At 41.4% G+C, this 23754-nt stretch carries 24 protein-coding genes; 16 read left to right on the forward strand and 8 right to left on the reverse strand.

Annotated elements, in window-relative coordinates:
* Positions 1-53 precede the first annotated feature (53 nt).
* A complete protein-coding gene (locus HWQ38_RS25715) occupies positions 54-623 on the forward strand; it encodes a peptidylprolyl isomerase (protein WP_292799217.1) in 570 nt (189 codons plus the stop codon).
* A gap of 73 nt (positions 624-696) precedes the next feature.
* Here HWQ38_RS25715 and HWQ38_RS25720 read toward each other — a convergent pair whose 3' ends face one another.
* Complete coding sequence (locus tag HWQ38_RS25720; RefSeq protein ID WP_292799219.1) at positions 697-819, reverse strand: hypothetical protein; 123 nt, start codon at positions 817-819, stop codon at positions 697-699.
* A gap of 334 nt (positions 820-1153) precedes the next feature.
* On the opposite strand from HWQ38_RS25720, the gene bchB reads away from it, so the two are divergent.
* Positions 1154-2704, forward strand: a complete 1551-nt coding sequence (bchB, locus tag HWQ38_RS25725; RefSeq protein ID WP_292799221.1) for a ferredoxin:protochlorophyllide reductase (ATP-dependent) subunit B — start codon at positions 1154-1156, stop codon at positions 2702-2704.
* 1105 nt (positions 2705-3809) lie between these two features.
* Here the strand turns inward: bchB and HWQ38_RS25730 are convergent.
* On the reverse strand, positions 3810-4973 hold the full coding sequence (locus HWQ38_RS25730; protein ID WP_292799223.1) for a WYL domain-containing protein: 1164 nt from the start codon (positions 4971-4973) through the stop codon (positions 3810-3812).
* A 215-nt stretch (positions 4974-5188) separates the two neighbouring features.
* Here HWQ38_RS25730 and HWQ38_RS25735 point away from each other — a divergent pair, with 215 nt between their 5' ends.
* From HWQ38_RS25735 to HWQ38_RS25755, 5 genes are all read left to right on the forward strand, one after another.
* Positions 5189-5935 carry a DUF5343 domain-containing protein gene (locus HWQ38_RS25735; protein ID WP_292799225.1) on the forward strand — a complete coding sequence of 249 codons (747 nt, stop codon included), beginning with the start codon at positions 5189-5191 and terminating at the stop codon, positions 5933-5935.
* Entirely contained in the window at positions 5925-6512 is a 588-nt protein-coding gene (locus tag HWQ38_RS25740) for a Swt1 family HEPN domain-containing protein (protein WP_292799227.1), read from the forward strand. The genes HWQ38_RS25735 and HWQ38_RS25740 overlap by 11 nt, the downstream gene beginning before the upstream one ends.
* A gap of 353 nt (positions 6513-6865) precedes the next feature.
* On the forward strand, positions 6866-10009 hold the full coding sequence (locus tag HWQ38_RS25745) for a plasmid replication protein, CyRepA1 family (protein WP_292799229.1): 3144 nt from the start codon (positions 6866-6868) through the stop codon (positions 10007-10009).
* Between the two features lie 557 nt (positions 10010-10566).
* Positions 10567-11322: a metallophosphoesterase family protein gene (locus tag HWQ38_RS25750; RefSeq protein ID WP_292799231.1), complete on the forward strand. Its 756-nt coding sequence runs from the start codon at positions 10567-10569 to the stop codon at positions 11320-11322.
* A 12-nt stretch (positions 11323-11334) separates the two neighbouring features.
* Positions 11335-11457: a hypothetical protein gene (locus HWQ38_RS25755; RefSeq protein WP_292799233.1), complete on the forward strand. Its 123-nt coding sequence runs from the start codon at positions 11335-11337 to the stop codon at positions 11455-11457.
* Here HWQ38_RS25755 and HWQ38_RS25760 read toward each other — a convergent pair.
* Positions 11443-12306: a M48 family metallopeptidase gene (locus tag HWQ38_RS25760; RefSeq protein ID WP_292799235.1), complete on the reverse strand. Its 864-nt coding sequence runs from the start codon at positions 12304-12306 to the stop codon at positions 11443-11445. The two genes, HWQ38_RS25755 and HWQ38_RS25760, sit on opposite strands and share 15 nt — an antisense overlap.
* 376 nt (positions 12307-12682) lie before the next feature.
* Between HWQ38_RS25760 and HWQ38_RS25765 the strand changes: the two genes are divergently transcribed.
* Complete coding sequence (locus HWQ38_RS25765; RefSeq protein ID WP_292799237.1) at positions 12683-13213, forward strand: DUF4330 domain-containing protein; 531 nt, start codon at positions 12683-12685, stop codon at positions 13211-13213.
* Positions 13214-13524: 311 nt separating this feature from the next.
* On the opposite strand, the gene HWQ38_RS25770 is transcribed toward HWQ38_RS25765, so the two are convergent.
* Positions 13525-14520 carry a zinc ABC transporter substrate-binding protein gene (locus HWQ38_RS25770; RefSeq protein WP_292799239.1) on the reverse strand — a complete coding sequence of 332 codons (996 nt, stop codon included), beginning with the start codon at positions 14518-14520 and terminating at the stop codon, positions 13525-13527.
* A 328-nt stretch (positions 14521-14848) separates the two neighbouring features.
* Positions 14849-15058, reverse strand: coding sequence for a hypothetical protein (locus HWQ38_RS25775; protein WP_292799241.1), 210 nt, complete (start codon positions 15056-15058; stop codon positions 14849-14851).
* Positions 15059-15260: 202 nt separating this feature from the next.
* On the opposite strand from HWQ38_RS25775, the gene HWQ38_RS25780 reads away from it, so the two are divergent.
* The 8 genes from HWQ38_RS25780 (at position 15261) to HWQ38_RS25815 (ending at position 21041) form a co-directional block, all read left to right on the forward strand.
* Positions 15261-15464 (forward strand): hypothetical protein, encoded by a 204-nt coding sequence (locus tag HWQ38_RS25780; RefSeq protein WP_292799243.1) that lies wholly within the window; start codon positions 15261-15263, stop codon positions 15462-15464.
* Positions 15427-15762 (forward strand): type II toxin-antitoxin system PemK/MazF family toxin, encoded by a 336-nt coding sequence (locus tag HWQ38_RS25785; protein ID WP_292799245.1) that lies wholly within the window; start codon positions 15427-15429, stop codon positions 15760-15762. The genes HWQ38_RS25780 and HWQ38_RS25785 overlap by 38 nt, the downstream gene beginning before the upstream one ends.
* A gap of 371 nt (positions 15763-16133) precedes the next feature.
* Positions 16134-16469, forward strand: a complete 336-nt coding sequence (locus HWQ38_RS25790; RefSeq protein ID WP_292799247.1) for a hypothetical protein — start codon at positions 16134-16136, stop codon at positions 16467-16469.
* A gap of 308 nt (positions 16470-16777) precedes the next feature.
* Entirely contained in the window at positions 16778-17128 is a 351-nt protein-coding gene (locus tag HWQ38_RS25795; RefSeq protein WP_292799249.1) for a YtxH domain-containing protein, read from the forward strand.
* Between the two features lie 11 nt (positions 17129-17139).
* Entirely contained in the window at positions 17140-17679 is a 540-nt protein-coding gene (locus HWQ38_RS25800; RefSeq protein ID WP_292799251.1) for a DUF948 domain-containing protein, read from the forward strand.
* Positions 17680-17946: 267 nt separating this feature from the next.
* Positions 17947-18756: a TPM domain-containing protein gene (locus HWQ38_RS25805; RefSeq protein WP_292799253.1), complete on the forward strand. Its 810-nt coding sequence runs from the start codon at positions 17947-17949 to the stop codon at positions 18754-18756.
* A 145-nt stretch (positions 18757-18901) separates the two neighbouring features.
* A complete protein-coding gene (locus tag HWQ38_RS25810) occupies positions 18902-19531 on the forward strand; it encodes a precorrin-8X methylmutase (protein ID WP_292799255.1) in 630 nt (209 codons plus the stop codon).
* 106 nt (positions 19532-19637) lie between these two features.
* A complete protein-coding gene (locus tag HWQ38_RS25815; RefSeq protein ID WP_292799371.1) occupies positions 19638-21041 on the forward strand; it encodes a right-handed parallel beta-helix repeat-containing protein in 1404 nt (467 codons plus the stop codon).
* Positions 21042-21247: 206 nt separating this feature from the next.
* Here the strand turns inward: HWQ38_RS25815 and HWQ38_RS25820 are convergent, their stop codons facing one another.
* From HWQ38_RS25820 to tnpA, 3 genes are all read right to left on the reverse strand, one after another.
* Positions 21248-21934: a phosphate ABC transporter permease gene (locus HWQ38_RS25820; RefSeq protein ID WP_292799257.1), complete on the reverse strand. Its 687-nt coding sequence runs from the start codon at positions 21932-21934 to the stop codon at positions 21248-21250.
* Positions 21935-21966: 32 nt separating this feature from the next.
* Positions 21967-22803 carry a 4-hydroxy-tetrahydrodipicolinate reductase gene (gene dapB / locus HWQ38_RS25825; protein ID WP_292799259.1) on the reverse strand — a complete coding sequence of 279 codons (837 nt, stop codon included), beginning with the start codon at positions 22801-22803 and terminating at the stop codon, positions 21967-21969.
* 501 nt (positions 22804-23304) lie between these two features.
* Positions 23305-23727 (reverse strand): IS200/IS605 family transposase, encoded by a 423-nt coding sequence (tnpA, locus tag HWQ38_RS25830; protein WP_292799374.1) that lies wholly within the window; start codon positions 23725-23727, stop codon positions 23305-23307.
* Positions 23728-23754 lie beyond the last annotated feature (27 nt).

Raw genomic sequence — 23754 nt, forward strand, 5'->3', positions numbered from 1 at the left:
CTGATAAACTTATCATAGGTCAAATACTGGCACTTGTTAAAATAGGATATCTGATGAACTTTCCAGAAATTAATATTCCCGGTAATGGCACGCTGCACGCTCGTTTAACTACTTCCTTGGGTGAAATTGTAGTTCGTTTGGAGGAAGAGCGAACCCCCAACACCGTTAAAAATTTTGTCGGTTTAGCAACTGGAACAATCGACTGGAAAGACCCTAAAACTGGTAAATCTAGTAAGGGGACTCCAGCTTACGATGGGATTCGCTTTCACCGGGTCATTCCTGATTTTATGATTCAGTGTGGCGATCCCCTGAGTCGTTATCTGGATACGGCCAGCCGATGGGGTACTGGTGGCCCGGGATATCAATTTGAGGATGAGTTTCATCCTGAATTGAGACACACTGGTGCAGGTATCCTGTCAATGGCTAATGCCGGACGCGGTACAAATGGTTCACAATGGTTCATTACAGAAGCACCAACGCCCCACCTGGACAACAAACACAGTGTTTTTGGTGAAGTTGTCCAAGGTCTAGATATAGTCAACCAGATCGCTAATGTGCCTACGACTAGAGATCGTCCGAATCAAGAGGTGGTGTTACAAAAAGTAGAAATTTTTCGGCAGTAATTAACACCTCTGTAGATTAATTTATACTCTCTCGATTGAGCAAATTGCGCTAAGGTGAATTCTAGTAATAAATTTACCATAGCCGTTGGTTTCGACTTCGCTCAACCAACTGAGTGGCCGAGAGTTGAGCGAAGCGATGCCCTGAGCCTGTCGTTCGCGTAGCGTCTCGTAGAGAAGGGTCGAAACTCGTCAACATGGTATTTTTTTAATCAGAAATCACCTAAGATATTCCCCTCTTTTTTAAGGGGGGTTAGCACCCCGCCCCAAATTAAAAACAAATTTGCCGAAAAATTAAGATTTATTTAAATAAAATAACAGCCGTGTTGTTAAAGTCAGAAGCTAGATCCCAATCAGTAATTAGGTTTGGGTGATGCTACGCTTACACACCGCAGATAAAACCCTTACAACTCTTCACTTATTTAGGGCTACAAGTTTTGAGACAATCAGAAACGATTTAATAATAATCAAGCACTTATAGTCCACTCTTATCGGACTCCGTGTTATTTCTGTTGAAAAGGGAGAACACAAACATGAAATTAGCTTACTGGATGTATGCAGGGCCAGCCCACATCGGCACTCTGCGAATCGCTAGTTCTTTTAAAAATGTTCATGCGATCATGCACGCCCCCATTGGCGATGACTACTTTAACGTCATGCGCTCCATGCTATCGCGGGAGAGGGATTTTACCCCGGTAACAACCAGTGTCGTCGATCGCAACGTTTTGGCACGCGGTTCTCAAGAGAAGGTGGTAGATAACATCATCCGCAAGGATGCCGAGGAACACCCAGATTTAATTGTGTTAACTCCCACCTGTACCTCGAGCATTTTGCAAGAAGATTTGCACAATTTTGTCGAGCGATCGCAGTTGGAAGCGAAAGGAGACGTAATGCTGGCGGATGTGAACCACTACCGCTACAACGAACTGCAAGCCGCCGATCGCACTTTGGATCAAATCGTTCAATACTACATTGAAAAAGCCCGGAAGCGGGGCGAATTGCCAGAGGGCAAAACTGCAAAGCCTTCGGTTAACATTATCGGTACTACCACCCTTGGTTTCCACAATAATCACGACTGCACCGAACTGAAACGGCTAATGGCTGACTTGGGAATTGAGGTAAATACCTTAATTCCCGAAGGTGCTTCGGTGAATGACTTGAAAAAAATGCCCCAAGCCTGGTTTAACCTGGTTCCTTACCGTGAACTTGGTTTGACCACAGCTCGTTACCTAGAAGAACAATTCGGCACACCTTATATAGACATTACTCCAATGGGTGTAGTGGAAACTGCCCGTTGTATTCGCAAGATTCAGCAGGTAATTAACGCTCATAGTTCGACTTCGCTCACTATAAAAGGTGCAGAAGTTGACTACGAAAACTTCATCAATGAGCAAACCCTGCATGTATCTCAGGCTGCTTGGTTCTCTCGTTCAATTGACTGTCAAAACTTGACTGGCAAAAAAGCTGTGGTCTTTGGTGACAATACCCACGCCGCCGCCATTACCAAGATTCTGGCGCGAGAGATGGGGATTCATGTTGTTTGGGCTGGAACCTACTGTAAATATGATGCAGACTGGTTCCGCCAAGAGGTTAGCGAATATTGCGATGAAGTGCTAATCTCCGAAGATCATGGTGAAATTGGGGATGCGATCGCTCGTGTCGAACCCTCTGCCATTTTCGGCACCCAAATGGAACGCCATGTTGGTAAGCGCTTGGATATTCCCTGCGGCGTAATTGCTGCACCAATCCACGTCCAAAACTTCCCCATTGGTTACAAACCATTTATGGGTTACGAAGGTACAAATCAGATTACAGATTTGATCTACAATTCCTTCACTTTGGGAATGGAAGATCACCTATTAGAAATCTTCGGTGGTCATGATACCAAAGAAGTAATTACTAGGGGAATTTCTGCTGATTCTGATTTGAATTGGACAAAAGATGGTCAAGCAGAATTGAATAAGATTCCGGGATTTGTGCGTGGTAAAGTGAAGCGTAATACTGAAAAATTTGCCCGCGATCGTGGTTTCAAGGAAATCAATGCTGAGGTATTGTACGCCGCCAAGGAAGCCGTCGGGGCTTAGATTAGAGTTTAATTGAGAATATTGAGGGGTGAGGAGTTATGTATACTCTTTACCCCCATTTTTTTTGCTTTAGTGATATAAAATTAAATTATGAGATATCATAGATGTAATATTAATTTTTATATATTTGTCTCAATAACTATTTAAAATAACCTGATACAAGACAGACAGTTTAAAGCAGAAAAAATCAAACTCATGGCTGACTATGGATGTTATCCTCTATGGTGGGTGAGTTCTGATAAAATTGGCAACATTGACCCAGAGACATTGCCATTAAGTCAAGAAACAATCAAACGTCTATAAAAATGGGAAGAAATTTATAATGCAAAGTTGAACTGGGAAGCGACTGCAAAAAGAACTTGCACCCAACTATGAAGTTTTCTATTTCAGTGAAACATTACGTAAAGTTGTAACTGATACTAATGAATTAGACTCTTTGCGTACTATAGGAATCATATTTGATTTCTGAAAAAATCTCGGTAGTCTTGTAGTAAGCTAATGAGCATTTAAGTTGCATAAAAGTAGGGCTGAAGCCCTTACTACAAAGGAATTATTGGGGAAAAATGAATGACAATTAGCTTAGACTGTCATGGCTTTAATGTTGCAAAAAAATTGTAGGTTGGGTGGAGGCTTTGCGTAACCCAACATCCTGATAATCAGTTGGGTTGCGCTCCGCTCCACCCAACCTACGTGTAATCCACTATTTTAGCCTAGAAGGTCCACTACGTGCATTTCAAAAATCAAATACTAGTCCTATATCTATGCTTAAATGATAGTCCACGAAAAAATTTAGAAGTTTTACGTGCTATTCTGCAATGATTTCACGTAACATAATATAAATCTAGTGCAGCACCAAGAAAATTAATTGCGATCGCGGTTTCAAGCAAATCAATGCTGAGGTGTTGTACACCGCAAAGGAAGCTGTCGGGGCGTAACTAGTAGCTGGCTGTTAGCATTTGAGAGGGTAAGAGTTAGGTATATTTTTTACTCCTCAATTTTCTTTTTCATCCTATAATTATTAATCAACCTGGTAGTTGCGGAGCTAGAGAGGACTGGCTGACCACTGGATAAGCCTAAAATGGCATTTTGTTCAGCTAAAAAATTGTCAACCTAAATTGTTGGAGTTATAACGAGCGAGTAAGTCACGAGCTGCTTTTTGATGCTGTTCAACCAGTTTTGGAGGGGACTTAAACTCGGCATTACCCATGAATCCATAAACCCAACGGCAAAACTCATCAAGTGATCGCTCAGGCAATTTAACTATGTAATCGACATAAGCAGGTTTCCCATCTTGTTTTGGTCCCTCTCGAATTTCTTGCTTTAGATGGCGTTTGTCACCCTCCAGAATAAATTCCATCACTTCTGGGAAAAAACGGACGGTCACCTCTATAAAGGCTGATTGCCCGCATCTTTCTAATTTCTGCTCTTCTTCTGTTCCCAACTTAAGTCCCCAACCAGCTTTCAAGAGATGATGTGCTACTTGTAGACTCTTCACTTGAAGATTTGAACTTCGACCTGTACTAGATAATATCTTGAAATGGTCACTAAAACGATCAAGTCTCGATACTCCCAACTGTCCACTTTTGTAATCCTCATGCAGTAGATACCAAGCAATATTTACATAGATAAGTTGTAGAGGGTAAATTTTCAGGTATTTGGTATTTCCATTTTTGTAGGGGTTACGACAACGAAAGACTTCGATTGCTTGTCCTTTTATAATTGCTGATTCTAATGCCTCTATCTTCTCAAACAAAGTTTCCCGGTATTTACTTTGGGACATCATTTCTTCAGCATTGGTGTAGACAATAGAGTGGGCAATGTAAGCTCGTACCGGATAAAACAAGTCACTTTGCGGGCGTAGTCCCCGTAATCGTCGTTTCAATCTTTGATAAATCTGGCTAATCTGAGGATCTTGCTGATACTCCGCTTGAGATTGGAGAGCATTGAGGGCTACTTGTAACTCTTCACGGTTCAATGCTCCAGTACCTAAATAATATCCCCATCGATATATCGGCTTTTCTAGCAAACCAAAATGGCGAAGCGTGCTTAGATCTTTACGAAGCGTATGAACTGAGTAGGGCGGCATCTTGATTCCCAGTTCTTGGGCTACTTTCTGACACTGACTCAGTACAGATGGCAATGCATCATGACTTTCCTCTGAGCTTGAGAAAACTGAGTCAGCGCAGCCTATCCCTGGATGTAGGACAAAAGTAGCAATTAGTAACATCAAACGCTCAAAAGCAGGTGTGGTGGCATAACGATGCATCATATATTCACGGATTGTCTTTGATAATCAAAATACAACAAAGTATTAGCCTCTTTTCGTAGAAAAATCAGGAATGCTCTCTAGGCTTTACTTTTAACCATTCAAACTGATTGAAGTCCAGTATCAAGAAATATTAGCTCTTTACTGTACGTTTAACATAATATTTAAATATTGAATTTTACAAGTTTGATGTTTTACATCGCTGAGGATACAACAGCATGACAAACGAGGCAGTTACCCCAACACCAGAAATTCCAGGCTTCAATAGTAACAACAGTGCTAATGCTACTGAAGTTAATCGAGAAAAACCTAACGGAGTTGAGAAAAAATCTCGCAATTCACTTAACTATCTGCCGTATGTTAATGCTTACGGATCTATCCCAACACTCTTCTCGAAAATAAAGGAAGCTGCTGTTCCAACAAAATTTACCCAAGACTTCATGTCATCTATGTTGGGAATGAGTTCGTCTAGTCATCGTGCTTTCCCTGATCTAAAAAAACTAGGTTTTTTAGATCAGGGAAATGTTCCGACAGAGGTATATCGTCAATATAGAGATCCTTGGCAGTCAAAGAGGATAATGGCTCAGCAACTACGAATTGCCTATTCAGATATTTATAGAGCGAATGAATTTGCTCATAAAATGAATAAGGATAAACTAATTGCCAAATTGAAAGCTCTAACTGGTGCTGGAGATGATGATACGATCATTTCTACAGTAGCTAGCACTTTTATTGAACTGAGAAATCTTGCCAGCTTTGATGAGGAGCAAGATATTATCACTACTTCAGTTTCACCGAAAAAAAGCGAACCAGAAAACGTAGAATCACCACATAGTCGCAAAGCACGCCAAGCAAGCTTAGGAGTTTCTTACATGATCAATCTCAACCTTCCAGCTACCACCGATATTGAAGTATTTAACGCTATTTTTAAGAGTCTCAAGGAGCATATTCTATATGAAGACTAGTTCTAATCTATCAGATACTATAAAGATTTTTGGTATGCAAAATCTCATGCTTGAAGCCGAGCTAGCTCGCCTTGAAAGGTCTGGTATTGACATTTATCATACTGAAAAACTTCAAAAGGATGATGTCGTTGATACAGAATTATTTGAAGCTGATATCATTGTCCAGGCAAGAAGAATGGCTGACTTCTATGTGCTTTATTATAGTCTTGAGAATACAATTCGTCGCTTGATTGCTGGACGACTACTTGAAAAATATGGATCTAACTGGTGGGAAGACAAAGTACCAGATAGAGTTAAGATAGGTGTTGCTGAAAAGCAAGAAAGAGAGCGTGATACTCCAATGTCTATTCGATCAGATGATCCTCTTACCTATACAAACTTTGGTGAGCTAATCGGAATTCTGAATGCTAATTGGAGTGATTTCTCTGATACTATACGCAGTCAGAAAGCAATGCAGCAAGTATTAAGTCAATTTAATTTTCTCAGGAACGTCATTGCTCATAGTGGTGAACTTAGTGAAGACGAGATTACACGCTTCAAGCTACTACTTAAAGACTGGTTCCGAATCCAAAGTTGACTAGTGGGAATATTCACTCTAATTAATCAAGTTTATAGGGTGCGTTAGTGACAACTCAACGCACCATGAATAGATGGTGGATTATGGCGCTTTAAGTGTTTTTCTATAGCGATCGCATTCCTTAACCATTAAATTTACTGATAAATAAAAATTAATAGCGAACAAATATCACAATACAAAATTATTACTTTGGGGATCTAATAGGCAGAATAACCCACTAGAGTCTTAACCGATGTGTCTCCGATAACGAGGTAAAAAAAGCATCATTAAAGCCTCGCAATATCTCTTATAGAAAAAAAGCAGATGCGTGTTAATGTTTTAATCTCATTGACTTTCCCTTAGCGTCTTTCCCTATGCATCTGCACTATTTACACCCCCAACACCTTGAAGAATTAGTCAAGAGCAGTGGTATAGACTTACACCTAGTGCGACTCAATTTTAGGTCACTCCAAGGCGTAACTGCTTATGAGTACCTATTGATTTCTGAGCTACTCCCCCGCACCAATGCCGGAATGGTGAAAAGTGGATGGTTGCAGCGTTATGCTCATATCACTGAAGGTGGTTGGTGGTGTTCGGGGTTAGACCCTTTGAATAATTGGCAAATGATGGAATGGGGATGCTTTAAGCCAAACCAACCCCGACAAAATCACAATGGTAAGTCCATCAAATACGAGCATCCCCCCAGCACGCCAACGCGGGTATTTTGTTTGCGGGTAACGCTGCAAGTGTGGCAGCAAGTCGCTGGACGTTACAATCTGGTCATGCCTGACAATATCACCATTACTGCTGATGGTGAAGCTGAAGGCTTTTGGCAATGGGTGATGCAGCAGAATATTTCCCTCGTTATCTGCGAGGGTGTGAAGAAAGCAGCCACACTGTTGACGCAAGGATATGCAGCTATTGCCATTCCCGGAATTACCAGTGGTTATCGGGTTGTTAAAGATGAATTTGGCAAAGTTACTCGTCGTCAGCTAATTCCCGATTTAGCTGCATTTGCGATTACAAAGCGTAGCTTTTATATTTGCTTTGATTTTGAAACTCAACCTAAGACAATTGCTGCTGTAAATAATGCTATTTCCCAACTTGGTTGTTTATTTCAGCAAAAAAATTGCACTGTTAAAGTCATTGAACTTCCAGGAGTTGAAAAAGGAGTTGATGAGTTTATCGTTGCGAAAGGTGCAAGTAGTTTCGATAAAGTTTATCGTCAAAGTCTTGATTTAGAAATTTATCTTGCTCAAACCAAACCCCACACCGAGTTAAGCATTCCTGCTGCACTCACCTTGAATCGCCCTTATATAAGTGAAATACCTTTCCCCACCTCTGGATTAGTAGGAGTCAAATCAGCAAAAGGAACGGGTAAAACTACAGCACTCCAAACCGTTGTTCAGCAAGCAAAAAGCAGAAATCAACCCATTTTGTTAATTACTCATAGAATCCTACTAGGGCGATTTTTGTGTGAAAAAATTGGTATTCAATGGGGAACACACAAAGAAGATGGAGAGAAAAGGATTGATAAAACACTTACCCCGGCTCCTCCCATCCTCCGCCCTCTCTTTCCTCAGCAATCCCTCGGATTGTGTGTTGATTCGATTTGGAAACTTAACCCGGAAAATTGGCGCGGTGCAATAGTAATTTTAGATGAAGTAGAGCAATCTTTATGGCATCTATTAAACAGTAATACTTGTAAACACAAGCGTGTAAAAATATTAAAATTATTCCAGCAACTAATTTCCACAGTTTTAACAACTGGGGGGTTAGTAATTGCCCAAGATGCTGATTTATCAGATGTATCACTTGAATATTTACAGGGATTAGCAGGAATTAAATTAACACCTTGGGTAGTTCTCAACCAGTGGAAACCTCAGCATGGTTGGGACGTAACTTTTTATGATTCCCCAAATCCTACACCGCTAATTCACCAACTGGAATTGGATTTACTTGCTGGACGTAAATGTTATGTTACTAACGATAGTCGTGCTGGGCGTTACAGTTGTGAAACCATTGAACGTTATCTCAAAGAGCGATTACAGAAATTACGACGGCAATTTCCCAAAACCTTAGTAGTTAGTAGTCACACTACAAACACACCTGGACATGAAGCCGTTGATTTTATCGCCGCTATCAATCAAAAAATCTCTGAATATGACGGCGTTTTTGTTACCCCTAGTCTTGGTACAGGAATTAGTATTGATGTCCAGCATTTCGACCGAGTTTATGGCATTTTTCAAGGGGTAATTCCTGACTCGGAAGCAAGACAAGCGTTAGCAAGAGTAAGAGATGATGTTCCGCGTGTTGTCTGGTGCGCTAAACGAGGTATTGGCTTAATTGGTAGTGGTAGTACAAATTATCGCTTGCTATCTGATTGGTATCAAGAAAATCAAAAAGAAAACTTAGCTTTGCTGAGTCCACTACATAAAATAGACGTGGATTTACCTTTAGTTTATGACCCGATTCATTTGCGAACTTGGGCTAAATTATCTGCACGCGTAAATGCTTCTATCCGCCTCTACCGTCAATCGATGCAAGATGGTTTGATCGCTGATGGGCATCAAATTCAGCTGCGGAGTAATGCTGTTCACAATAATATTATTCGAGATTTACGCCTGGCCTTTTTGGCAACTGATGCTGATGATTTAGCTACTCGCAGAAGATTAGTTTTAGAAATTGTCAAAGTTCAAAAAGATTGGGCGCAAAGCCGTCAAAAAGCTAAAGAAATTAAACGCAAAATTAAAGATATTAAGCAGCAAAATCAACTATTGCTAGCAACTACTGTCGCTAATGCTCAAGATATCGATTATGTAGAATATGAGCAGCTATTAGTGAAGCATTCCCTAACTGATGGAGAACGCAACCAAATCAATAAATATGTTCTCAGACAAAGGTATGGTGTAGAAGTTACTCCTTGGCTGAAATTGCAGGATGACCACGGATATTATCCTCAACTGTTAATTCATTATTATCTAACTCACGAAAGCGAGTATTTTCACGTTAGAGATGAGCAAGAATGGCATCAGCAATTGTCTTGGGGTGAAGGGAAAGTTTTTCTACCAGATTTAAAAACTTACACGCTCAAAGTTGAGGCGATGAGAGCGTTGGGAATGCTTCAGTTTCTCGAAGCAGAACGAGAATTTGCCGAGAGTCATACAGATTTGATATTGCTTAAAAATGTTGTTTTTCAGCATAGTAAGCATATTAAAAGAGCGCTTGGTATTAACTTAGTCGGGGAGAAAGAGCAGGTTTCAGCAATCAAAATACTCAGCCGACTGTTAAATTTATTGGGCTTGAAACTAAAGCGAGTAAATGAGGTTTATCAAATCGATTTAGAAACGCTTGATGATGGCAGGGAGAGAATATTTGTAGTTTGGCATCAACGAGATGAGTTGATGTTGACTCATGTTAAGAGTGTTGGCTATGAGTTGCCTGATTATTCTTCAGACTGGAAGCTTGAAATTATCCAAACCAAGCCTTATGCCGCAGTGGTCAATATTCTACCCTAATATCTAGTGATGATGCTGTCATGCTTCTAAAATGCAGCATTTAGATCATTTTCAAAAATACAGCACTTCCGATGCCTGCGGCGGTCACTGAGCCAAGTCGTTCGCGCAGCGCGATACCCTGAGCTTGCCGTTCGCGCAGCGTCTCGTAGAGAAGGGTCTCGTAGAGAAGTGCGGGCTACACCGGAGCACCTGCGAAATGCAATACAGTTGAGTTAAGCATTTATTTCTTCTCTCTATATCCTCTGTGTCTTGGCGATCGCCTGCCGATCATCGCGCCGCGCCTATGCGTTTAAATTTCAACCCTCAATTCGCCACGATTTTACGCAAAGCTGTACTTAGACTACGGCAGCTAACAACGTCAATTAAATTTGCTGATTTTCTCTTTTACCACTCAGAACTATACATTCTATCCCATTGCCATCATAAAATAATTTTATTTCGGAGAGAATAATTAAATTAAAATAAAACTTGTTCAGTATTTTTACCTTTCATTGCGGAAACCAGAAAGCTTAAACTGTAGCAGAAGTATTAGCCAAAACTATTGAAGCTAAGAGACAATGAGCGAAATTAGCCCCAGACGAATTGTAATTGGGGATGTACATGGTCACTATGAAGGTTTGATGACATTGTTGTCGGCGATCGCCCTCACATCAGAGGATCAAGTCTATTTTCTGGGAGACTTAATTGATCGCGGTCCTCATAGCGCACAAGTAGTTAATTTTGTCAAGCGAAATAACTACCCATGTTTGCTAGGAAATCATGAGCAGATGTTATTAAACATTCTCACCAATGAAAGAACCTCCTCCCCAACGATGCAAGCATGGCTGTATAGTGGAGGACAAGCTACCGTAGCCAGTTACCACCAGTCCACAATCCCTGACGATCATCTGGATTGGTTCAAGAGTTTGCCTACATATCTTGACTTGGGGGATATTTGGTTAGCTCATGCTGGTGTTGACCCTTCCAAGTCAGTGACAGAACAAACTGCCGATGAACTGTGTTGGATACGAGAGGAATTTCATAGTATTGAAAAACCCTACTTCCCAGATAAGCAAATTATCATCGGTCACACCATTACCTTTACTCTCCCGGGTGTTTCTCCTGGGAAATTGGCACAAGGACAGGGATGGCTAGACATAGATACTGGTGCTTATCATCCCAAGAGTGGGTGGTTAACTGGACTGGATGTCACGAATAACTTAGTTTATCAAGTTAACATTTTTAAGAATTATCTCCGTGTCCTGCCCTTAAAAGATGTAGTGATCAGAGTTGATCCAGCCAAAATCAAAGTTGATCGTCGCAATAAGAATTGAGCAATATTTGAGATGAGGGGGAGTGGGGAGTGGGGAGATAAGGCAGACAAGGCAGACAAGGCAGACAAGGCAGACAAGGCAGACAAGGCAGACAAGGGGAATAACCAATGCCCAATACCCTCAAGACCTCGCTAATGGTCGAATATTAGCTTTATAACTAGCATTATCCAAGCCATAATTTCCATTACTAGGTTGAGAGTCAATTGCAAGTCTGAGGGCATGAATGCGATCGCTGGTTCCGGGGTGCGTACTCAAAAATGTCGGCGCAGAACCACCCTTTTTCAGCAGCTTTTGCATAAAGGAAACCATCCCAGACTGAGCATAACCAGTACGTGTTAAAGTTCTTAATCCTCTTTGATCAGCCTCAAATTCATTTTTACGACTGCGTGGCAAGTCTCGCGCTAACTGTACGCCCATTTGCACCGCCGTACTCCGGTCTAAGCCAGCAGCTGTTAGTAGCCCACTTTCGAGCGCTTTTTGCTGCATCTGTTTGACTACGTGTTTCCCGCCAATGTGACCAATTTCATGGGCGAGTACACTTGCCAGTTGCGCTTCATTGTCTGCGGTTCTCAGCAAACCCGTGTGGACATATACATAGCCACCCAAGGTAGCAAAAGCATTAATAGTATTATCTTCAACTACTTGGAAGGTATAGGGGAGATCGGGGCGATCGCTATTAGCTGCTAAACGCCGACCAACTTGGGTTACATAGCGATTAACTTCGGGATTGCGGTTAAGCCGGACTTGACTCCCGACTAATTCCTGATTAATCTGCTTACCAAGATCAACTTCTTGGTTAGGGGATATATTAGAAAGTTGAAATGCCTGAAATCCTTGAAGTAGAAGAGGCAAGAAGTCTAAAGTTCTTCCAGGCAAGGGTGTACTCAGACACAGACTCACGGCGACTACCACCGAAATTAAAGGATATAACCAGCGACGCGGCCACACACGGTAATTTGCAACAAAACCTTTCCAATTCAACATAATCTGCACTGAAGATAATTTTCGGAGAACATAAAATGATGAGACGGTTTTAGATCATTCTAAGTTGCATACTTAACTCCAGATCAAAGGGATTGTTATACAACCAATGTTTACGCAAATCTACCGAATTTTGGGGGCTAGTGATTCCCTCTAGCGATCTAAACACTAGATTTTACCTTCTGGGTGCGTCGGTCTTAACAGCCAAAAGTTTGAGAGTCATCTGCCCCCACTCCGAACTTACGAACTCGTGATAAACTGTCGCATAACCGCAACGCCCAGCCGCTTTGAGTTATTACCAAATAGGGAAAATTGCTATTCCCATCGAAAACCTTTTTGCTACAATCAATTACTTCGCTATTACCTCGGAAAACTTTTTATGGCTATTTTAGATTCAAAAGGTCGTTTATTCGGCAAAATCAATCTCCTAGATTTAGGTGCTGCGCTGGTAACTCTGCTAGTTATATTTGTGATGTTGTCTACTATCTTGTCTACCTTAGGTCTTGCCCAAGTCGGTGAGAAAATAGTACCCATAGAAGTAGACTTAGTAGTTCGTGGTTTGAATGTACGTGATCCTGAGCAATTATTTAACAATGGCTTAAAAAAAGGTGGGAAAACTGATGTAATTATCCGCAATCAACCCTATGGAGAGATTGGGATTAAATCTATTCAACAGCTACCTAGAACAGTCAATGTTTCCCAACCTGATGGCACTGTTAAAGAATTACCAGATCCCAAGATCAACAATTTTAGTACAGATATGATTTTGACCTTAGAAGGTAAAGCCAAACGTACTGAAAGTGGACTAGTTCTAGGTAGCAGCAAAGTGAAAATTGGTATGCCGTTTGAGTTAGAAGGTTTTAACTACAACTTCAATGCAACGGTTATTGATATCAGATTCGAGAAATAGCCTTGACATTTTCTTTGATCTATTTTCCCGTCTCTGACAGGAGAAGTAACAAAGAGGCTGATAAACTCAACCCCTCTCCGTGAGTTCCCAGAAAGGAGAGAAAGCACAACTTTATCGGAGTGAGGTTAAGCTTAACCTCATTCTTATTAGGAAACGCTAGATCAGATTACTCAATTGAGGTTATAACTACTTAGGAACGTGGATTAAATAAAATGCAAAACTTCATCCTGTCTCTCAATCCCTCTCCAATATATCGGAGAGGGATTGAGGGTGAGGTAAGCCAAGGACATAAATTGTATGTTATTTAATTCTTATTCCTTAGCAGCTTTCGCTTCAAACATTAAATACGTTCCTCCTAATCCTTCTACAATTGTGCGTGTATTGGCAATCATCATTTTCTGATAAGTGTCCGCCTCGCTTCCTGGTTCACCAAGTCCCTCAGCATACAACTTCCTCTCAGAAATTTTTACATTAGCTTCTCTTGCTACAGATTGAAGCAAATTAGGCTTAATTGCCGCCTCAGTAAAAATTGTTGAGACTTTAGCCTGTTTAATATTTGTCACCAAATTTTTCACTCGTGTAACCGTCAGGTTTTTGCCAGTACTAATACCTTGCAATCCCCCTGGTAATAAAAGACCGTATGCTTTGGCGTAATAACTCAGTGCATCAGAGGTTGTAACTAACTTACGTTCTTTGGCAGGAATACTGACAATTCTTGACTTAATCCAGCTATCTAGTTGAGTCAGTTCATTTGTGATTTTTTTGGTATTGCTGCTATAAGCCTCGGCATCACTAGATTCTAATTTTCTCAGGTTACTATTAATTACCTTCACCATTCTGATCGTATTTTTGGTATTGTGCCAAAGATGAGGATCAGTTACATTTTTAGCGCCTGCCTGAAATTTTAGTGGCTTAGGCACTGCCAGTTGACCAACGGCTATTTTCGGTGCAGGGTTTTTAGTCGCTTTAATTAATTTGATCAGATTTGGTTCAAAATTGTAACCAGTATAAAGAATAAGATTAGCTTGCTCAATGGCTTTACGATCTTCCGGTTTTGGTTTATAAAATTGGGGGTCGGCTGTAGGGGAAATTAAGCAGGTAAGGTTAACTGTGTTTCCGGCAACCTGTCTGGTTAAGTCACACAGTACGCTTGTAGTCGCTACGACTTGGGGAAGATTCTCATTTGCCTGAGTGGTAGTCTGAGTGAATGCGGTTCTTGCAGCTTGATTTCCACACCCAACAAATCCAATCGTCAAGGCAACAAGAATAGCTCGGAAGGAATTAGTTGATGGTAATTTTTTTGACATCATCAACTCCTACTGGATGTATTGAAAAAATAATCATTATCAGTAACGGATTAGTGAAATACCAAGGGTAAGCCTTCATCTGGGAAAATTGTAAAACTTAAGGGAAAAGGAATTAATAAACTCTCTCGTTTCCCACTTTCCCTAGCCGACATCCAACAATTTTTGCTTGGTGAACTACTCACTGGTGAGGTTTTTGCAGGCAAAATGTTAGTTAACTTCACGCGACAGACTAGAAAACTGGTAGAGGTAGAAGCACAATAATAAAGGCAATGCTGGCGAGCCTCCGGTAAGGAGTGTAGTGTAGTTCTCTGATCGTCTGTTGAAGGGGCTATGCCATTGTCCTTACATACCACAAAGGTCGCAAATTGACTAGGATTATCAGGTTAAGGAGTGGAACGTAGTAATGCTGAGGCTTATTGAGCATACGGGTTGATGGGAGCAAGCCGAGTCGTGAATCTAAGGCAATTGTAGCTGTGGTTTTGCCAGGTGTGGGCAGATGGTTGTGACAAAATTGGCGAATTGGCGATTTTTTAGCCATCAGCCTTTGTTACACTAATTTTCACCTAGTAAAGCCTTTCAATAGCGCTCAGAGGATTATCTAACTGCTCTTTATTGCCAGTCGTCGGGTTGTGATTGAACATTGACTTTATCGGAAAGGGATAAACGCAAGCCATCAGCGAATTGCTGTCACTGCCTGAAAAAAAGCTATATTAAGGAAAAGCTAGCGATCGCCAAGGGCTATGGATATTCCCGAAAAATTTAAGCGTGTTGTAGAGCAACTTAATGAAGAGGAATTATCTACCTTGCTCGATTTTGCGATTTTTCTTCAGTCTAAAGGAAAATCTGCTGCGACAATGGTAGAATCTCACGCTTATACGGACTGGTTAAGCGCTGAAAATGACATTTATGACGAAGTCTTTACCGATCAACTTTCAACGCGGTGATATAGTTTTGTGCAGTATACCAATGCCATCTACCCAACTGCAACAGTTTAAAATTCGTTTATCTGTAATTATTTCCGCGAATAGACTTAATGACATCCTTGATGATGTAATGTTTGTACCTTGTACTTCCAACACTAGTCGTCTTTTGACAGCAACACAATATTTAATAAGAGGTGAGGAAATTGCGCTCGCTGGTATTAGGATTGAGTCCGTAGTTCGTTGTGAGTCTATTTTTACTTTGAATAAATCTATGATTATTAGAAAATTAGGTTCCCTGACTCAAGAAGCAATAAACTAGGTGAAGTTTTGTTTGATACCAGCTTTGAAATTGTCAGATAAGATTGCGGTTGAAAAAATAGAAAAGCTTTTGGAAAAATTACCTTTTGGTTTCTTAAAAGAGTGTTTTTTAAAAAACAACTACGATTTATTTACTTTCTTCAAACCATTACCATAAATAATCACCTCTGCACCACCATTAGCTACTGTTGGATGAATAAATAAAAGCCAAGTCAATCAATTTTGGATTTTGGATTGGTGATAGCGTAGCGTTAGCGAGTCTTCTCCCTTGGCGTTAGCGCAGCGTAAAGCCTTCGGCATAGCTTCTCTACGAGAGGCTGCGCCAACGCTTAGAGCATTCTTGAAAGCTAATAATATTGGTGAAGATAAACAATGGTAATTTTAGTTATCCTCGTTAACACCCTGATTTCGCTGATACTACTTTATGTAGCTTGGCGAGTGTGGCAACTCAAGCGGCAGCTAGCATACATAGCAGATAGGTTAACCGCCTATGAAAGTTGTACCCATGCAGCACTGAATAAAGCACCCGAAAATATTTATCTCAGCCAGGATAATATTTACAACTTACGGCAGAAAAATCAAGCCTTACAAATGCAAATCCAACAAGTCCGGGAAATTCTCAGTCTACTTTTGCTAGGACGGCAAATCTGGCAGCGTTATTTTCGGAGGCTAGAGCTAACATCCGGGAAAAGAACTTTTGCAAAATGATTTATGTCAGGTTCATGAATATTTATAATTAGGGCTGATGCGAGGACACCGGGACGTGGTGACACAAACAGAAGTCTAAGGGCTGATTTGGGACTTAGAAGCCCACCAGAAGGCTTACCAAAGGCATAAAAACTTTGGGATATCCGGGGAGTTTTGAATTATAAGTAATTAATGGTTTTGATATTTAATCAATAAAAGCAACATTTATGGGTGATATTTTGTCACGATAGATTAACTGAATAAAATCGGTGGAGTCTTACAAGGAGAGAAAACCCACCTAAAATGGGTGTAAGGAGAGAAACAACAAGATGTCTAATAACCGTTCTGGAGTATTTATTGGCGGTTTTATGCTGGGAGCTACCATCGGTGCTTTGACCGGTTTGCTCGTGGCTCCACGCACAGGGCGCGAAACGCGTAAAATTTTGAAAAAATCTGCCAATGCTATCCCAGAATTGGCAGAAGATTTATCAACGAGTGTGCAAATCCAGGCAGATCGTCTCTCTGCGATCGCACTGCAAAACTGGGATGAGACTTTAGATAGATTACGGGAGGCGATCGCAGCAGGTGTAGATGCCAGTCAGCGGGAAAGCCAAGTCTTAAACCGGCCAACATCTGTTGAAGACTCAGATTCTCTTCCCGAGCAATTAGAACGCTTATAAATGACATAACCGTGATTGATCCCCTGTTTTGGTTGGGATTTTCCTTACTCTTAGTTGCCACAAGCTTGACTGCGGTTTTAGTGGCGGCAATACCGGCTTTGCAAGAGTTAGCACGCGCGGCTCGCAGTGCAGAAAAGCTATTTGATACACTCTCGCGGGAGTTACCGCCCACTCTAGAAGCTATCCGCGTGACTGGTTTGGAAATCGCTGACTTAACTGATAATGTCGGTGAAGGTATAAAAAGTGCCAGTCAAGTCGCCAAACAAGTTGATCAAAGCCTTGATAGTGCAAGAATTCAGGCTCAAAATCTGCAAGTAGGTACACGCAGCGTCTTTGTTGGCGCAAAAGCCGCTTGGAGAAACTTCACACGCCAAAAACCCACAAGGCGAACAGGCGATCGCACCCCAAGCAATGAAAAACCACAACTCACGTTGCGAGAACGAGAAGTGCTCAGGCAAGAAAATCACCGGATTAAAGCAGAAGTATACCGGGCTAATGACGGTTACAACGACGTCGCTAGCTGGGAAAACAATTTCGATGAGGAAGATTGAATTAGGGCATTGGGCATTGGTTATTTCTCTTCATCTGTTTCACTCCCCAACTCACCCTGCGGGAAGCTAAAGCTACATTTTTCCTAATCTTTTTGTTCAATTTTGAATTTTGAATTTTGAATTGATTTCTCCCCACTCCCCAAAAACCCTTTGCGTTGATCCCTTAGATTAGAGTAAAGTAAACAAGTGTAAAGAACTATCACTTTTCCAGTACTCTTTTAAAACAACTTGTTTACTTCTACCGTTGATATTTGTATAAAAACGTCCATGCAATCTTGTTTTTGGCGACGAATTCTGCTATCTATTGCAGTATTTTTTCTGGCTGGGTCAATTTGGGTGATGCATTCTCCCCCAGCACTGGCTTATGACAATCCTGACTTACTCCCTGCCACCTTTACCCCAGTTGTAGACTTAGCAAAATCTCTTCCTGTGTTGCAAGAAGAAAAGCTTGTCAAAGAATTAGAGCAGTTTGAAGTCGATACGGGCTGGAAACTGCGAGTATTGACCCAGTATGACCGCACCCCAGGTCGGGCAGTCATCAAATATTGGGGTTTGGATGACAAAAGCATTCTACTAGTTGCTGATTCTCGTGGCGGTAACATCCTCAGTTTTAGCGTCGGCGATGCTGTTTATGAACTTTTACCCCGGACGTTCTGGATAGAATTGCAAACCCGCTTCGGTAATTTGTTCTTTGTCCGCGAACAAGGCGAAGACCAAGCCATTCTGCAAGCCTTAGAATCGGTTAAAGGCTGTTTACTCAAGGGTGGTTGCAATGTTGTCCCCGGATTGCCACGAGAGCAATGGATTCTCACCTTGATTAGCTCAATTATTGGTGGGGTGATTTGTGGATTTGCAGCTCAACCCCGCGATAAAGGACAAGTTTTCGCTTGGCAATGGGCTTTAATTTTCTCACCTTTGTGGGGAATCTTGTTTATTGCCTTTGGCATTGGACCAGTGGTGACACGCACAAGCGACTGGTTACCTCTAGTTCGCAATATCTCTGGGTTTCTCATCGGCGTCTTGGTTGCCTACCTATCTCCTGTTTTCAGTCGGCCTTCATCCAGTAATGAGTTATGAGTATCGAAGATTTGAGTTGCCCAAGCCGCCTCTCAAACTTCTCGCTGAGTTAGGAGTTATCAGTTAATTAAAAACTTAAAACTCCTAACTGCTAACTCTCTGAAGCTGATAAGCTGAAAGCTAATATTTGAGAAGCTCAACAAAAATGGAATGGCACGTAACTGATGCTCAAAGTTTAGCAATCATTGATAGTGAAATTGACAATCATGCCTTTTCACCCGCAGAGTATGAGATTGTGCGTCGGGTAATCTACTCTACAGCTGACTTTGAGTATAAGTCTTTAATTCGTTTCTCTGAGCGTGCCTTGCAAGCTGGAGCAGCAGCACTAGCCGCGCGTACTACGATTGTGGTAGATGTGCCGATGGTACAAGTAGGTATTGCCTACGAGATTCAAAACACCTTTGCTAATCCGGTGTATTGCAGTATGGAAGCTGTGACACGCCCCCAAAAAGAAAAAACTCGGGCAGCATGGGGAATAGAAACTTTAGCAAAGCGTTATCCAGAGGGCATTTTTGTGGTAGGACAAGCGCAAACAGCACTAACAGCACTGGTGGATTTAATTGAAGCTGAGGAAATTAGACCTGCTTTGATAATTGCAACTCCAGTGGGATTTGTAAATGTTGATGAAGCGAAGGAGCGCTTACGAGATTCTTTAGTGCCTCACATTACAATTGACAGTCGCAAAGGTAATGCAGTTGTAGCAGCTGCGATCGTTGATGGATTGGTAGACTTGGCATGGCAAGCCTATGGGCAAGATAGAAATGGAGGGAGCTAGGAAAGTTGGACTTATTGTATTCTGTATCCAAAAAAATATTCAAAATTCCGGAATATTCTGATATTTTTATTGAAAAGTGCCTATAAAGGAGCCTAGTCTTGTGGTAATGAAAGGTTTGAGTATAAGCGCATATATTGCAATTCCCGTGGCGTTAAGTCTTTTGGTTGAGGGAGAAAGGATAAAAGGATTTTTCCTTGAAAACTTCCAGGTATCCACTAACAAGGAAATGACCCTATCCAGCCGCGAGCTAATCAGCACTAATGCGACTCCGAAAACATACTATGTTAGTGGTACTGGAAACGACCAAAATAGTGGACTTTCTTCCTCATCTGCCTTTAGGACAATTCAAAAGGCAGCAGATTTGACTAACCCCGGCGATACAGTATTGATTATGAACGGAGTTTACACAAATTTACCCCAAGCTGGGGCTGTAGTAAATATTAAACGTTCTGGAACTGCAAAAGCATGGATTAAGTATAAAGCATATCCTGGGCATTTCCCAAAAATTCAGCACAATACATGGAACGGGATCGCGGTTTCAAGTGGAGCTTCATATATTGAGATAAATGGGCTGGAGGTGATTGGAAACAATGCCAATATAACCCTTGATTATGCGATGAGTCAGAAGACTAACAAAACAAACCGACTGACAAACGGAAGCTGCATAAATATTGACGGACGAACCAATGGTCATGTTCATCACATCCGTGTTCTGAACAACAAAGTGCATGACTGTGGAGGAGGAGGTATCGGAGCAATGGAGGCTGATTATGTGACAATAGATAATAACGTGGTGTTCAATAATGCCTGGTACAGCATTTATGGTTGCAGTGGTATTTCGATGTTGAGCAATTGGAATTTTGACAACAACCAGGGATATAAGATGTTGATTACCAACAACAAAAGCTACAATAATCGGATGTACATCCCTTGGATTGCAGTCGGAAGGATCACAGACGGAAACGGCATTATTATCGATAGTTCAAAAAATCCTAATAACCCCAAAATGGGTGTATATAAAGGACGTACTTTAGTTAAAAACAATCTGACATTTAATAATGGTGGTTCAGGGATTCATGCCTTTTTTAGCGCGCATGTTGATATTGTAAATAACACTGCGGTTTTAAATAATCAGAGTCCCGAAATTAAAGGTGGGCAAATATATGCTCATACATCAGATGATGTCAAAATTATAAATAACATTCTCTATGCTTTTCCTGGCAAGGATATTAATACTAACACTAACAATAAAAATGTTATTTATGATTATAATATCTACATGAATAGTTCTAAGATAAGTGTTAAGGGTCCTCATGATATTGTTGCAGACTCACAGTTTTTAAGTAAGCATCCCACTCTAGAAAAAATATCTAATGATTGGAAATCGCGGCTAGAGAAACAAGATCCGCCAAAGCGGACTTATGTAGAGTCTAAGTCAGGAAGTTTTGTTTGTGGGCCAGTGAGTTATCGTTTGCAAGGGAAACTGATCAAAGTGGGATGTTCTCGTTAGCAAGAAGGTAGGAAGTATAGGGTAGAAAAGAGAAGCCCATACGGGAGCATCTCACTTTCTTAAAAAGCCTTGTAAAACCTCACCCCAACCCTCTCCGTGAGTTCGGAGAGGGAGCAAGAATCTTTTTTCTCATCTGGTATATTTGCTTTCACTGAGATGCTCCCAGCCCATACTGATTACATCCTGCTGCCTGCTTCACTTCTGCTTCAATCCTCTAATGTACGACGCCGCCGACGGGGTTTTTGTTGTTGGTCTTCACGCAAGCGGCGACCGATTTCGTTAAAGAAATCCCGCCGCAGATAAGGATAATCGCTGACCCACAGGTTACGATTGGGAAAATATATATCACTGAATTCTTCAATACTGCTCAAATCTGCGCGATTTGACATCACTACCATTTCGGCAATTTGACCGCGTGTAATAACTTTGTGGGCAGAACGTAATGGTGCTACAAATTCAATGCTAAATCCTGTGTCGTCACCCACCTCTAAGTTAATCTGTTTTTCTCGGTTTTCTATAATTACCAATTCGCCTTTGTTGTTGACTGTTTCGGTTTTACCCATCAACTGGTCTGTAATCCACCAATCTAGGACTCGACCACGGAAAAAGCCGCCGTACTTATAACGGCGGCATTGCAAATTCCGCATACTTGCTTGAAACACTGGATACCACAGCCAAAAAAAAGCGCTAACTACCCCAAACACAAATACTATTGAAGCAAACTCAAGTTTGAAAACGAATGTTACAAGCAAAATAGCAACTATGGCAACTACAGAAATTAACAACCGTTGCAAAAAATTTGAGAACTTCCCCCAGTAGTACTTGTACTGCAAACCAGTGGCAATTAGAGGGACAACTTGTTCAAATTTCTGGCGAGTCAGTGGTACTAACATGAGTGCTGAGTGATGAATGCTGAATAGTTGGTTTAAAGTATCTTTTCTAATCCATATACTAACGACTTTAGCGCTAAGACTTTGCGAATTGCTAGTAGCACTCCTGGCATATAGCAGGCGCGATCGCTCGTATCATGTCGTAAAGTATAAATCTGTCCTGCTGCGCCAAAAATAACTTCCTGATGGGCAATCAATCCTGGCAAGCGAATGCTATGAATTCTAATCCCTTCGTCTGCTATACTGCCTCTGGCTCCTGCTAATTTCTCCGTTTCTTTTACAAGAGCCGGGTTAAAAGTTTTACCCAATTCTCCTAATAACTGTGCCGTTTGAATGGCAGTACCACTAGGGGCATCAGCTTTTTGGTTGTGATGCAGTTCGATAATTTCCACATGGTCAAAATATTTGGAGGCGATGACTGCGGCTTGTTGCAACAGCACCATGCCAATGGAGAAGTTAGGAATAATCAGACAACCAGTGCTAGCTTTATCGGCAAAGTCTGCCAACTCTTGAATTTGTTCGGGACTTAACCCGGTGGTGCCGACTACGGGACGAATCCCGTAGGCGATCGCACTCCGAATATTGTCATAAACTGAATCAGGATGCGTAAAGTCTACAATCACCCCTGGAGGAGACTTTCTGTCGCCAGCCACATACCCCAACATCGGTTCTAATTGATTGGTAATTGGCACTTCTAGGGGTTCGCTTAAACCCGCCAACTCTCCAGCGTCTTTACCTTGATGTTCGGGACTGTGGTCAATTGCACCTACTAGGTTTAAGTCAGGTGCTTGCGCCACCGCCTTAACCACCTCACGTCCCATTTTACCAGCAGCACCGTTGACAATAACCGGGATAGGAGCTTGATTCGTCATAGGTCGAGAAATACTTTTTGAGCCAACAAGGGAATTGTAAAGACTTTGGTGATCTAGTAGCTAGCTTTTCAAATCTTTGGCTTAATTCCGACTACCCGGATTTGTGCAACTACAGCGCTTAGTTTTTCTATTCCCCAAAATAGATCGGTTCTTATTTTGATCCCACTATCTTAGCCTCGATAAGCCCCTTATTTCTTTAACTTTTCTTTTCTTTAGTCATCTTTGAGATGACTTTCGCTATTAGGCGTAGGTTTCTAACCTATGGCGGGTAATGGTTCAGGCGGGAGATTGGAAATTACGTATTTGAATAATTGTGGAATATTGGCTGATGGCGGGTAATAGTTCAGGCGCGAATTACGTATTTGAATAATTGCGAAATATTGGCTTGACCACAAGTCCGCCTCAGAATTCATTCTGAGGCTTATAGCTGAAGTCAGCTTAAGCTGACTACGGTTCAATGAACTTAAAGATTAATGGAATTCATTGGTTTAGCTGCGTGAGTTATGGCCCTTCATCTTCATGATTATGCCGTTCCAAAGACAAAATCATAGTCCCATTGGAATGATGCGCTTTCTGATTCTCTACATAGACGACAGCTTGCTCAAGTTGTTTGCTTCCCATTGAAAAAACGCCATATCCACGTTGCCAGCCAAACAAATCTTGGGAGGGCGAGAGATGATTGAGATGATGAGCGCTACTGCCTTTAAGATTTTGGACAAAATCAGAGATAGAAAGTCTCGGTGGAATAGAAGCTACTAAATGGATGTGGTTTTCTATTCCGCCCACAGCATGGATAATGCTACCAAGTGCATTGGCTTTGCCGATGATGTAACTATAAAGTTGGGTTTCGCGTTCAGGGGTAATTAGTGGCTGTCGCTCTTTTGTCGCCCAAACAAGATGATAATAAAGTCGCCACAGAGCCATGTACGTGATGTTTTTGATGGAATTTAC

This window comes from Nostoc sp. NMS7, from assembly GCF_017115085.1.
In the GTDB taxonomy this organism is placed as follows: Bacteria; Cyanobacteriota; Cyanobacteriia; order Cyanobacteriales; family Nostocaceae; genus Nostoc.